Source organism: Streptomyces sp. P17 (assembly GCF_032436805.1).
Lineage (GTDB): Bacteria > Actinomycetota > Actinomycetes > Streptomycetales > Streptomycetaceae > Streptomyces.
Genome location: NZ_JAVRBF010000046.1, coordinates 29,450 through 42,082 on the forward strand (window position 1 = coordinate 29,450; position 12,633 = coordinate 42,082).

Annotated in this window: 10 protein-coding genes; 6 read left to right on the plus strand and 4 right to left on the minus strand. The window is 69.9% G+C overall.

The features are described from left to right. Window positions 1–6: 6 nt before the first annotated feature. Window positions 7–1,281, minus strand: coding sequence for a hypothetical protein (locus tag RMT89_RS27300; RefSeq protein ID WP_315886438.1), 1,275 nt, complete (start codon window positions 1,279–1,281; stop codon window positions 7–9). Window positions 1,282–1,623: 342 nt separating this feature from the next. Here RMT89_RS27300 and RMT89_RS27305 point away from each other — a divergent pair, with 342 nt between their 5' ends. The 6 genes from RMT89_RS27305 (at window position 1,624) to RMT89_RS27330 (ending at window position 9,672) form a co-directional block, all read left to right on the plus strand. After that, a complete protein-coding gene (locus RMT89_RS27305) occupies window positions 1,624–4,071 on the plus strand; it encodes a SulP family inorganic anion transporter (RefSeq protein ID WP_315886439.1) in 2,448 nt (815 codons plus the stop codon). A gap of 210 nt (window positions 4,072–4,281) precedes the next feature. Then, complete coding sequence (gene acs / locus RMT89_RS27310; protein ID WP_315886440.1) at window positions 4,282–6,237, plus strand: acetate--CoA ligase; 1,956 nt, start codon at window positions 4,282–4,284, stop codon at window positions 6,235–6,237. Window positions 6,238–6,428: 191 nt separating this feature from the next. Beyond that, window positions 6,429–7,859: a Na+/H+ antiporter NhaA gene (nhaA, locus tag RMT89_RS27315; RefSeq protein WP_315886441.1), complete on the plus strand. Its 1,431-nt coding sequence runs from the start codon at window positions 6,429–6,431 to the stop codon at window positions 7,857–7,859. Window positions 7,860–7,929: 70 nt separating this feature from the next. Beyond that, window positions 7,930–8,421 (plus strand): phage holin family protein, encoded by a 492-nt coding sequence (locus RMT89_RS27320; RefSeq protein WP_315886442.1) that lies wholly within the window; start codon window positions 7,930–7,932, stop codon window positions 8,419–8,421. Then, window positions 8,418–9,359 (plus strand): alpha/beta hydrolase, encoded by a 942-nt coding sequence (locus RMT89_RS27325; protein ID WP_315886443.1) that lies wholly within the window; start codon window positions 8,418–8,420, stop codon window positions 9,357–9,359. The genes RMT89_RS27320 and RMT89_RS27325 overlap by 4 nt, the downstream gene beginning before the upstream one ends. A 127-nt stretch (window positions 9,360–9,486) precedes the next feature. After that, a complete protein-coding gene (locus RMT89_RS27330; RefSeq protein ID WP_315886444.1) occupies window positions 9,487–9,672 on the plus strand; it encodes a hypothetical protein in 186 nt (61 codons plus the stop codon). A 12-nt stretch (window positions 9,673–9,684) separates the two neighbouring features. Here the strand turns inward: RMT89_RS27330 and RMT89_RS27335 are convergent, their stop codons facing one another. The 3 genes from RMT89_RS27335 to nth form a co-directional block, all read right to left on the minus strand. Then, window positions 9,685–10,884: a MarP family serine protease gene (locus tag RMT89_RS27335; RefSeq protein WP_315886445.1), complete on the minus strand. Its 1,200-nt coding sequence runs from the start codon at window positions 10,882–10,884 to the stop codon at window positions 9,685–9,687. A 63-nt stretch (window positions 10,885–10,947) separates the two neighbouring features. Continuing rightward, window positions 10,948–11,643 (minus strand): CoA pyrophosphatase, encoded by a 696-nt coding sequence (locus RMT89_RS27340; protein WP_315886446.1) that lies wholly within the window; start codon window positions 11,641–11,643, stop codon window positions 10,948–10,950. Window positions 11,644–11,749: 106 nt separating this feature from the next. Beyond that, window positions 11,750–12,595 carry an endonuclease III gene (gene nth / locus RMT89_RS27345; RefSeq protein WP_315886447.1) on the minus strand — a complete coding sequence of 282 codons (846 nt, stop codon included), beginning with the start codon at window positions 12,593–12,595 and terminating at the stop codon, window positions 11,750–11,752. Between the last annotated feature and the right edge of the window lie 38 nt (window positions 12,596–12,633).

Here is a 12,633-nt window from a genome sequence, read left to right on the forward strand (position 1 = left end):
CCGGCGCTACTGCCTGGCCGCCGGCGCCCCCGGCACTCCCTTGGGGGCGGGGGCGGGGCGGCCCGACAGGAAGGACGCCCAGCCCTGCTTCGGGGCCTCGCCGACGTTCAGCGTGGTGAGCTTGGCCAGCACCTTCGGGTCCTGGGCGTCCAGCCAGTCGGCGAGCTGCCGGAAGGAGACACAGCGCACCTCGGCCCTGGTGCACACACTCTCGATGACCTCCTCGACGGCCCGCATATAGGTGCCGCCGTTCCAGGACTCGAAGTGGTTGCCGATGATCAGGGGCGCGCGGTTGCCGTCGTAGGCCCGCTGGAAGCCCTGGAGCAGGCCGTCGCGCATCTGGTCGCCCCACAGGTTGTACTTGTCGGGGTCACCCTGGCTGGTGGTGCCGGACTGGTTGACCATGAAGTTGTAGTCCATGGTCAGCTGCTCGAAGGTGTGCCCGGGGAACGGCACCAGCTGCATCGACAGGTCCCACAGGCCTTCCTTCTTCTTCGGCCAGACCTGGTTGTTGACCCCGCTGGTGTCGTAGCGGAGCCCGAGCTCACGGGCGGCCTGCATGAAGTTCGTCTGGCCCTCCAGACAAGGTGTGCGGGCGCCGATGAGCTCCTTGTCGTAGTCGAAGGGCAGCGGTGAGGCGTTCTTCAGGCCCGTGTTGGTCTTCCAGGACTTCACGAAGTGCTTCGCCTGGGCGATCTCCTCCTTCCATTCCTGGACGGACCACTCACCGACGCCGCCGCCCTTGCCGCAGAAGTGGCCGTTGAAATGGGTGCCGATCTCATTGCCCTCCAGCCACGCGCCGCGCAGCTGCTTCACGGTGTCGGCGATGCCCTGCTCGTCGTTGAAGCCGATGTCGGAACGGCCCGGCGAGTGCTGCGGCGGCCGGTACAGATCGCGCTTGGGCTCGGGAAGCATGTACACGCCGCTGAGGAAGTACGTCATCGTCGCGTTGTTGGCCTTGGCGACCTCGCGGAAGTGCGAGAACAGCTTCTGCCCGTCCTCGCCCGCCCCGTCCCAGGAGAACACCACGAACTGTGGCGGTTTCTGACCGGGCTTCAGCCGTTCGGGCCTGGGCAGATGGGGCTGGGCTCCGGTGTACGAAGTCGAGCCGTCGCCGATCAGCCGGACCGCGCTCTTGGGCGGCACCTGGGCCGGCTTCGCCTTCTGGGGGCCGGGGGCCCCTGCCTTGGCACCGTCGCTGCCGATCGTGCAGCCCGCGAGTGATGCGGCACAGACCGCGGCGACCACGGCGCCCGCGGCGATCCTCTGGGTGGCGGCCATGTTCCGCCCACCTACTTCCTTCTCTCAGGCCAATGCTGATTGGGGCGTTTTCTGGTGATCTGCCGGAAAAGCGCCGACAGCGCCGCCAAGGTCGCACGCGACCGAGAAGGAATTAGTACGACAAGCCGACTAAAGCGCCACTTCACTCACCTGGGTGAGCTATTCACCCATTTGCCCAGAAATACTATGCTCGCCCTTTACTCTGCATTACGATCCGTTTACCGAGCGTTGATTCATCCCGCCGCTGTATGCCGTGACCCACGGCCGCGACCCGACCCCCCGCCATCCGGACGGGGGACCACCAGATCCGCGACCGCGCTGCCCCGGAGGAGACGGGAACCCATGTCAGCCTGCGTCCCCACCCGCGCCACCAACCCCACTCGGAACGAGCCCAGCCACCAGTCCCCCACTCCGCCACCCACTCGTCCCCGCCGTTTCCGGCTCGCCGGTGCCGATGTGTCCGCGTCGATCGCGGTCTTCCTGATCGCCCTGCCGCTGTCCCTCGGCATCGCGCTCGCCACCGGCGCGCCCCTCCAGGCCGGGCTCGTCGCCGCCGCCGTGGGCGGGCTTGTCGCCGGTCGGCTCGGCGGCTCCCCGCTGCAGGTCAGCGGCCCCGCCGCCGGTCTCACCGTGGTCACCGCCGACCTCATCCAGCGCTACGGCTGGCGTACGACCTGCGCCATCACCGTCCTCGCCGGGCTCACCCAACTCGGCCTCGGCTGCCTGCGCGTGGCGCGCACCGCGCTCGCGGTGAGCCCCGCCATCGTGCACGGCATGCTCGCCGGCATCGGCGTCACCATCGCCGTGGCCCAGCTGCACATCGTCCTCGGCGGCACCCCGCAGAGTTCGGTCCCCGACAATCTGCGTGCCCTGCCCGCCCAGTTGGCCGACCTGCACCCGGCCGCCCTCTCGGTGAGCGCGCTCACCCTGGCCCTGCTGCTGCTCTGGCCGCGCATCCCGGGCCGGGCCGGACGGCTGCTGCGCAAGGTTCCTGCCGCCCTCATCGCTGTAGCCGGGGCCACCGCGGCCGCCTCGCTCACCGGGCTCCGTCTGCCCAAGGTCGATCTGCCGTCGTGGAGCAGCCATGCCCTCGCCGGACTCCCCGAGGGACCGGTGCTCGGCATCGTGGCGGCCGTGCTGACCACCACCCTGGTGTGCAGCGTGCAGTCGCTGCTCGGCGCGGTCGCCGCCGACAAGCTGGTGGCCGGGCGGCCCGGCCTGCCCGCCCACGTCGGCCGCTCCGACCTGCACCGGGAGCTGCTCGGACAGGGCGCCGCCAACATCGTCTCCGGCGGCCTCGGCGGACTGCCCGTGGCAGGGGTGGCGGTGAGGACGTCGGCGAATGTGCACTCGGGTGCCGTGAGCCGGAACTCCACGATGCTGCACGGCGTTCTCGTAGTAGTCGCCGCGCTGCTGATGGTCCCGATCCTGGAGCTCATCCCGCTCGCCTCGCTCGCCGCCCTGGTGATGGCCGTCGGCATCCAGATGGTGTCCCTGCACCACATCCGCACGGTGACCCGCCACCGAGAAGCGCTGGTCTACGCCGTCACCACCGCCGGCGTGGTCTTCCTCGGCGTCCTGGAGGGCGTGACGCTGGGGATCGCCGTGGCCGTCGCCGTCTCCCTGCACCGCCTCGCCCGCACCCACATCACCCATGACGAGAAGGAAGGAGTCCATCACGTACACGTCCGAGGCCAGTTGACCTTCCTCGCGGTCCCGCGGCTCAGCCGCGCCCTGCATCTCGTACCCCAAGGCACCCCAGCCGTCGTGGAGTTGGACGGGTCCTTCATGGATCACGCGGCGTACGAGACGCTCCAGGACTGGCAGAACGCGCACACCGCGCGAGGCGGCTCCGTCGAGCTGACCGGCAGACGCGCGGGGCTCCGGATCGCCGAGCCCGGGGTTCCCACCACCGTGCACAACGAACCCGGGTCCGCCGAGCCGGCCGCTCCCACCGGTTGCCGTTGCAGCCCCTGGACGCCCTGGCGCAACCACCAGTGCGAGCAGCCGCACCTCCCGCCCACCCCCGGCGCGCGACCGGACGGCCCCGGCGGAGAGGTCGGAGCCGGTGCGCCCAGGCACGCTCACGGTCCCCGTGGGCATGAACTGGCGCGTGGCATCAGCGCGTTCCAGCGCAACACCGCACCGCTGGTGCGGGGGGAGCTGGCCCGGCTGGCACGGGAGGGGCAGCGGCCCTCGCAGCTCTTCCTGACCTGTGCCGATTCGCGTCTGGTCACCTCGATGATCACCTCCAGTGGTCCCGGTGACCTGTTCGTGGTGCGCAATGTGGGCAACCTCGTTCCACCCCTGGCCGGCGCGGAGAGGTCCTCCCAGCCCGGCGAGGAGAACGGGGACGACTCGGTGGCGGCCGCGATCGAGTACGCGCTGGACGTACTGAAGGTGCGGTCCATCACGGTGTGCGGGCACTCCGGCTGCGGGGCCATGCAGGCACTGCTCACCTGCGAACCGGGCGGCGCGCGGACCCCGCTCAAGCGGTGGCTGCGGCATGGGCTGCCCAGCCTGGAGCACATGGCCGACGACAGCCGGCCGTCGCCACGGCTGGCGGGGCGGGCGCCGGCCGACGCGGTCGAGCAGCTCTGTCTGACCAACGTGGTCCAGCAGTTGGAGCATCTGCGGGCCCATGAGTCGGTGTCCCGGGCCCTGCGGAAGGGGGAGGTGGAGCTGCACGGCATGTACTTCCACGTGGGTGAGGCGCAGGCGTACCTGCTCACCGAGGCGGAGGGGGACCAGGTGTTCGATCGCGTACGGGCGGCGGATCTGTCGGCCTGACGCCGGGCCCGGAGTGTGAAAGGCGTTACAGAGCCTGAACTCTGCCTGGTCAGCGTCCGTGGATACGGATGAGCCGACTGCCGCACAATCGCCGTGGACACAGCCGCCCACAGGTCTAAACCAATTTCCCGTCGGCCCTTGTCATCGGGCCCTCGGGTCTGATGAGCTGTGGCCTGGGACACAACGGACACCCTGGGAAAGGGAGATGTCGTGAGCAACGAAAGCCTGGCCAACCTCTTGAAAGAGGAGCGACGCTTCGCGCCGCCCGCTGACCTGGCCGCGAACGCCAACGTCACGGCGGAGGCGTACGAACAGGCCAAGGCTGACCGGCTCGGCTTCTGGGCCGAGCAGGCGCGTCGGCTGACCTGGGCCAAGGAGCCGACGGAGACGCTGGACTGGTCGAACCCGCCGTTCGCGAAGTGGTTCAAGGACGGCGAGCTCAATGTCGCGTACAACTGCGTGGACCGGCATGTGGAGGCCGGGCTCGGGGACCGGGTCGCCATCCACTTCGAGGGGGAGCCCGGCGACAGCCGCGCGATCACCTACGCCGAGCTCAAGGACGAGGTCTCCAAGGCCGCGAACGCGCTGCTGGAGCTGGGTGTGCAGAAGGGCGACCGGGTCGCCGTCTACATGCCGATGATCCCCGAGACGGCCGTGGCGATGCTCGCCTGCGCCCGGATCGGCGCCGCGCACTCGGTGGTCTTCGGCGGCTTCTCGGCCGACGCGCTCGCGACCCGTATCCAGGACGCCGACGCCAAGGTCGTGATCACCTCCGACGGCGGTTACCGGCGGGGCAAGCCGACCGCGCTGAAGCCGGCCGTGGACGAGGCGGTCTCCAAGGTCGACAACGTCGAGCATGTGCTCGTGGTCCAGCGCACCGGCCAGGAGGTCGCCTGGGACGACGGCCGGGACGTGTGGTGGCACGAGATCGTCGAACGGCAGAGCGCGGAGCACACACCGGAGGCCTTCGAGGCCGAGCATCCGCTGTTCATCCTCTACACGTCGGGGACCACGGGTAAGCCGAAGGGCATCCTGCACACCTCCGGCGGCTACCTCACCCAGGCGTCCTACACCCACCACGCCGTCTTCGACCTCAAGCCGGAGACCGATGTGTACTGGTGCACCGCCGACGTCGGCTGGGTCACCGGGCACTCGTACATCGTCTACGGGCCGCTCGCCAACGGCGCCACCCAGGTCATGTACGAGGGCACTCCGGACACCCCGCACCAGGGCCGGTTCTGGGAGATCGTGCAGAAGTACGGGGTGACGATCCTGTACACGGCGCCCACCGCGATCCGTACGTTCATGAAGTGGGGCGACGACATCCCCGCGAAGTTCGACCTCAGCAGCCTGCGGGTGCTCGGCTCGGTGGGCGAGCCGATCAACCCCGAGGCGTGGATCTGGTACCGCAAGCACATCGGCGGCGACCGGACCCCGATCGTGGACACCTGGTGGCAGACCGAGACCGGCGCGATGATGATCTCGCCGCTCCCCGGCGTCACCGAGACCAAGCCCGGCTCGGCGCAGACGCCGCTGCCCGGTATCTCCGCGACGGTCGTCGACGACGAGGCGAACGAGGTGCCGAACGGCGGTGGCGGCTACCTGGTGCTGACCGAGCCGTGGCCGTCGATGCTGCGCACCATCTGGGGTGACGACCAGCGGTTCCTCGACACGTACTGGTCGCGTTTCGAGGGCACGTACTTCGCCGGTGACGGCGCGAAGAAGGACGACGACGGCGACATCTGGCTGCTGGGCCGGGTGGACGACGTGATGCTGGTGTCCGGCCACAACATCTCCACCACCGAGGTGGAGTCTGCGCTCGTGTCGCACCCGTCGGTCGCCGAGGCGGCCGTGGTCGGCGCGGCGGACGAGACGACCGGGCAGGCCATCGTCGCCTTCGTGATCCTTCGCGGTACGGCGGCGGAGACCGAGGGCCTGGTGGCGGAGCTGCGCAACCACGTCGGCGCCACGCTCGGGCCTATCGCCAAGCCGAAGCGGATCCTTCCGGTGGCCGAACTGCCCAAGACCCGCTCCGGCAAGATCATGCGCCGCCTGCTGCGGGACATCGCGGAGAACCGTGAGCTGGGAGATGTCACGACGCTGACCGACTCCACGGTCATGGACCTGATCCAGGCCAAGCTCCCGGCGGCGCCGAGCGAGGACTGAGGGTCTCTCTCATGAAGTGACCCCTGTGCAAGGAGCGCCCGGCGCCGGGCGCTCCTTTCGCGTACGCGGGGCGATCCCCCGTGGCCCCCGCGCGCTATGTTAGGTACGCTAAACAAAAAGCAGGACCCCTCAAGGTGCGCCGGGAAGTCTGGTCGGCAAGAGTTTGTGCTGCCCGAACTCCGGAGGTTCCCGTGTCCGCGCCCCGCACCCCCCGCAAGGTCTTCGGCCGGCTGTCCCTGCCCGAGCGGACCTTCGTCGCGGATGCCCTGCGCACCGAGACCGTCGGTGGTGTCCTGCTGCTCGCGGCCGCCGTCGCCGCGCTGATCTGGGCGAACGTCCCCTCGCTGCAGGACAGCTACGAGAGCGTCAGCGACTTCCACATCGGGCCCAAGGCCCTCGGCCTCGATCTGTCGATCCAGCACTGGGCCGCCGAAGGCCTCCTCGCGATCTTCTTCTTCGTCGCCGGAATCGAGCTCAAGCGCGAGCTGGTCGCCGGTGATCTCCGGGACCCCAAGGCCGCCGTACTGCCGGTGGTGGCCGCGCTGTGCGGGATGGCAGCACCGGCGCTCGTCTACGTCCTCACCAATATTTCCGGCGGCGGATCCATGGACGGGTGGGCCGTGCCCACCGCCACCGACATCGCCTTCGCGCTCGCCGTGCTCGCCGTCATCGGCACCTCCCTGCCGAGCGCGCTGCGCGCCTTCCTGCTCACCCTCGCCGTCGTCGACGACCTCTTCGCGATCCTGATCATCGCGGTCTTCTTCACCGACGACCTGAACTTCGCCGCGCTCGGCGGTGCCGTCCTCGGCCTCACCGTCTTCTGGCTGCTGCTGCACAAGGGCGTACGCGGCTGGTACGTCTACGTCCCGCTCGCGCTCGTCAACTGGGCCCTGATGTACAACAGCGGCGTCCACGCCACCATCGCCGGTGTCGCCATGGGCCTGATGCTGCGCTGCACCCGGCGCGAGGGGGAGCAGCACTCCCCCGGCGAGCACATCGAGCACCTGGTCCGGCCGCTGTCGGCGGGACTGGCCGTGCCGCTGTTCGCGCTGTTCAGCGCCGGTGTCACCCTCTCCGGCGGAGCGCTCGGCGAGGTGTTCACCCAGCCCGAGACGCTGGGCGTCGTCCTCGGACTCGTCGTCGGCAAGGCGCTCGGCATCTTCGGCGGTACGTGGCTCACGGCCCGCTTCACCAGGGCCTCGCTCAGCGACGACCTGGCCTGGGCCGACGTGTTCGCCGTGGCGACGCTGGCCGGTATCGGCTTCACCGTGTCGCTGCTCATCGGCGAGCTCGCCTTCGAGGGCGATGCCGCCCTGACGGACGAGGTCAAGGCGGCCGTCCTGATGGCCTCCCTCATCGCGGCGGCCCTGGCGTCGGTGCTGCTGAAGATACGGAACGGCCAGTACCGCCGGATGATCGAGGCCGAGGAGCGCGACGACGACCTCTCCGGCATCCCGGACATCTACGAGGAGGACGACCCGGCGTACCACCTGCGGATGGCGGCCATCTACGACCGCAAGGCCGCCGAGCACCGCCGGCTCGCCGAAGAGAAGGCCGCCGAACTCGCGCGGCTTGCCGAAGTGACGGGCGGGGCAGGCGAGGAGAACGACCGTCGGGCATGATCTGACGGGACGGTACAAAAGTCGAGACCTCACCCACATGGTCAGAAGAGGTCGGAAGAGGGAGAACGCGATGAGCGCACCCGACGGCAGCCCGGTCGGCGCCGAACGCAGCATCGGCCAGCTGTTCGCCTCCGCGACGACCGAGATGTCGGCGCTGGTGCACGACGAGATCGCGCTGGCCAAGGCGCAGCTCAAGCAGGACGTGAAGCGCGGCGCGACCAGTGGCGGCGCGTTCATGGTCGCGGGCGCGGTGCTGGTGTTCTCCCTGCCGATGCTCAACTTCGCCCTGGCGTACGGGATTCGGACCTGGAGCGACTGGAACCTCGCCATCTGCTTCCTGCTGTCCTTCGCGGCGAACGTCCTCATCGCGCTCGTCCTCGCGCTGATCGGCTGGGTCTACGCGAAGAAGGCCACGAAGAGCAAGGGCCCGCAGAAGGTCGCCGCGTCGATGAAGGAGAGCGCGGGCGTCCTGCAGAAGGCCAAGCCGCACCCGCGTCCGGTGCCGGCCCTGGAGGACCGGTCGCCCGCCGCCATCGAGGCTGTGGCACGCTCGACGTCATGACGGACCCGGCCCCCACCCCTGCGGCGCAACACGCCTCGGTCGTACGCCTCGATGGTCCCTGGACCCATCGGGACGTCGCGGCCAATGGTGCGCGCTTCCATATCGCCGAGATGGGTGACGGACCGCTGGTCCTGCTCCTGCACGGCTTCCCGCAGTTCTGGTGGACCTGGCGGCACCAGCTGCCGGCGCTCGCCGACGCCGGGTTCCGGGCGGTCGCCATGGACCTGCGCGGTGTCGGCGGCAGCGACCGCACCCCGCGCGGTTACGACCCCGCCAACCTGGCGCTCGACATCACCGGCGTGATCCGCTCCCTCGGCGAGCCGGATGCCGCCCTCGTCGGCCACGACCTGGGCGGCTATCTGGCGTGGACGGCGGCCGTGATGCGCCCCAAGCTGGTGCGGCGGCTCGCCGTCGCCTCCATGCCGCATCCGCGGCGCTGGCGCTCGGCGATGCTCTCCGACGTCAAGCAGACGACCGCCGGTTCCTACATCTGGGGGTTCCAGCGCCCCTGGATCCCGGAGCGTCAGCTCACCGACGACGACGGGGCGCTGGTCGGCCGGCTCGTCCGGGACTGGTCCGGGCCGCGGCTGCCGGAGGACGACGCGGTGGACACGTACCGCCGTGCGATGTGCATCCCCTCCGCCGCGCACTGCTCGATCGAGCCGTACCGCTGGATGGTCCGCTCGATGGCCCGTCCCGACGGCATCCAGTTCAACCGGCGCATGAAGCGACCGGTCCGGGTGCCGACCCTCCATCTGCACGGTTCACTCGACCCGGTGATGCGCACCCGCAGCGCGGCCGGCTCGGGCGAGTACGTCGAAGCCCCGTACCGCTGGCGTCTGTTCGACGGTTTGGGGCACTTCCCGCACGAGGAGGACCCGGTCGCCTTCTCCGCCGAACTGATCAATTGGCTGAAGGATCCCGAACCCGATCGGTGACCGTTCGGACGCGCCCGGTATCCGGGCCTGAACGCCTGTACTACGAACAGCCAATTGCCTGGCGCATAGGCCAATTGGGGGCGCTGGGGGCGGTTATCGACCTTGGGGCAGGGGCACACGTCGGGGTATGGGCTGGACGCACGACTACAGTGACGCAGCACGCAACCGTCGCTCGGGCAGCAATGCCCTGAGCTCCCACCGGGGCGGTGCAGCACCGCAGATGGCGGGCACCGACCTGAGGGTGGGGATTCCGCGCATCCTGCGCCGCCGGGCCCGCTGGGTCTCGGTACGCCTGCGCCACCCTCGCGGCTGACCCCGCCAGGGGCTACAGCGCGCAGCTGTCGCTGTCCACCTGCTGGTTCGCGGTACGGCCCGCGGCGATGTCCTCCTGGATCTCGTCCGCGGTGAGCGCGTAACCGGTGTCGGCGCTGTCGAGGGACTTGGCGAAGACCACGCCGTACACCTTGCCGTCGGCCGTGAGCAGCGGGCCGCCGGAGTTGCCCTGGCGGACGGTCGCGTACAGCGAGTACACATCGCGGTGCACGGTGCCGCGGCGGTAGATGTCCGGACCGTTGGCCGGGATACGGCCGCGGACACGGGCCGCGCGGACGTCGTAGGCGCCGTTCTCCGGGAAGCCCGCGATGATCGCGTCGTCGCCGCTGCGGGCGTCGGTGGAGGTGAACTGCAGTGCGGGCGCGTCCAGATCCGGTACGTCGAGCACGGCGATGTCGCGCTTCCAGTCGTACAGGACGACCCGCGCGTCGTACTTGCGGCCCTCTCCGCCTATCTGGACGGTGGGTTCGTCGACTCCGCCCACGACATGGGCGTTGGTCATCACGCGGCGGTCGGCGTAGACGAAGCCGGTGCCTTCCAGGACCTTGCCGCAACTCTCGGCGGTGCCCACGACCTTGACGATGGATCGCTTCGCGCGGGTGGCGACCTCACTGCCCGCGAGGGCCGGGTCGGGGGGCTGCACATCGGTGATGGGCTCGTTGGAGAACGGGCTGAAGACCTGCGGGAAGCCGTTCTGCGCGAGGACCGAGGAGAAGTCCGCGAACCAGGTGTCGGCCTGCGCGGGCAGCGCGCGGGACACCCCGAGCAGCACCTTGGAGTTGCGGACCTCCTTGCCGAGCGTCGGCAGGGTGGTGCCGGCCAGTGCCGAACCGATCAGCCAGGCGACCAGGAGCATCGCGACGACATTGACCAGGGCGCCGCCGGTGGCGTCCAGGGCGCGGGCCGGGGACCAGGTGATGTAGCGGCGCAGCTTGTTGCCGAGGTGGGTGGTCAGGGCCTGGCCGACGGAGGCGCAGACGATGACGACGACCACGGCGACGACGGCGGCGGTCGTGCTCACCTCGGAGTTGTCCGTCAGGGCGTCCCAGATCACCGGGAGCAGATAGACGGCGACGAGACCGCCACCGAGGAAGCCGATCACCGACAGGATGCCGACGACGAAGCCCTGGCGGTAGCCGACGATCGCGAACCACACCGCGGCGACCAGCAGCAGGATGTCCAGCACGTTCACCGCTTCAAGCCTCGCCTCGTCACTTCACGGCCCCTCGGATTACAGAACACGGCGCCCACCCTGTCATGACCGCCAGTCCAGCGGGACCTGGTTCTCCCGGTCCCAGGGCAGCTCCCAGCCCGCGAAGTGCAGCAGCCGGTCGATGATCCCCGCGGTGAACCCCCACACCAGGGCCGATTCGACCAGGAATGCCGGACCTCGGTGGCCGCTGGGGTGGACGGCGGTGGCGCGGTTGGCGGGGTCCGTGAGATCCGCCACGGGGACCGTGAAGACCCGGGCCGTCTCGTTCGGATCGACGACGCCGACCGGGGTCGGCTCGCGCCACCAGCCCAGGACCGGGGTGACGACGAAGCCGCTGACCGGGATGTACAGCCGGGGCAGAACGCCGAAGAGCTGCACGCCGGCCGGATCGAGCCCGGTCTCCTCCTCGGCCTCGCGCAGAGCGGCCCGCAGCGGCCCGTCGGCCTTCGGGTCGCCGTCCTCGGGGTCGAGGGCACCGCCAGGGAAGGAGGGCTGGCCCGCATGGGAGCGCAGCGAGCTCGCCCGCTCCATCAGGAGCAGCTCGGGGCCCCGCTCGCCCTCGCCGAACAGGATGAGCACCGCGGATTGCCTGCCGGCGCCGTTCTCCGGTGGCAGGAAGCGGCTCAGCTGTATCGGCTCGACGGTCTCCACGGCATGCACCACCGGGTCCAGCCAGGTGGGCAGGCCCTCCTGGCTGACCGTCACGGGCCCGCCCTGCGTACCGCTCGCGCGTGTCATCGCCACCCCCCTCGTTCTGTTGAATCCAACGCCGGGCCAGGTCGAGATCGTTCCTGAGCGTGGCCCTGAGATCGAGACCTGGGGCAGCTTGCGGACGGGCCCCGCTTCATACGGCCCCCAGCGGCGGGGCCGGCTTGCCGCCGGCGTCCAAGTACGCCTGCGGGGGCTTCAGTCGCTGTCCCGGGAAGCCGCCCTTCTCGTACTTGAGCAGCTTCCTGGCCTTCTCGGGGTCCGTCTCGCCCTCGCCGTACGCGGGGCAGAGCGGGGCGATGGGGCAGGCGCCGCAGGCCGGTTTGCGGGCGTGGCAGATGCGGCGGCCGTGCCAGATCACGTGGTGCGAGAGGTCGGTCCAGTCGCTCTTGGGGAACAGCGCCCCGATCTCCGCCTCGATCTTGTCGGGGTCGGTCTGCTCGGTCCACTGCCAGCGCCGTACGAGCCGCTGGAAGTGCGTGTCCACGGTGATGCCGGGCCGTCCGAAGGCGTTGCCGAGCACCACGAAGGCGGTCTTGCGGCCGACGCCGGGCAGCTTGACGAGGTCTTCGAGCCGCCCCGGCACCTCGCCGCCGAAGTCCTCGGACAGGGCCCTGGACAGTCCTATGACCGCCCTGGTCTTCGCGCGGAAGAACCCGCACGGCCGCAGGATCTCCTCGACTTCCTCGGGGTTGGCGACGGCCAGGTCCTCGGGGGTCGGGTACTTCGCGAAGAGGGCCGGAGTCGTCTGGTTGACGCGCAGGTCGGTGGTCTGGGCGGACAGGACCGTGGCGACCACGAGCTGGAAGGGGTTCTCGAAGTCCAGTTCCGGGTGGGCGTACGGATAGACCTCGGCGAGCTCGCGGTTGATGCGGCGGGCCCGGCGGACGAGGGCTGTACGGGACTCGGGCTTCTTCACCGGGGCAGCCTTCTTTGCCGCTTTTGCCGGTTTCTTTCCGCCACCAGGGTTCTGTTCGCCCACAGCGGAATCACGACGTACAACCACCCGCCCAGCCCCCT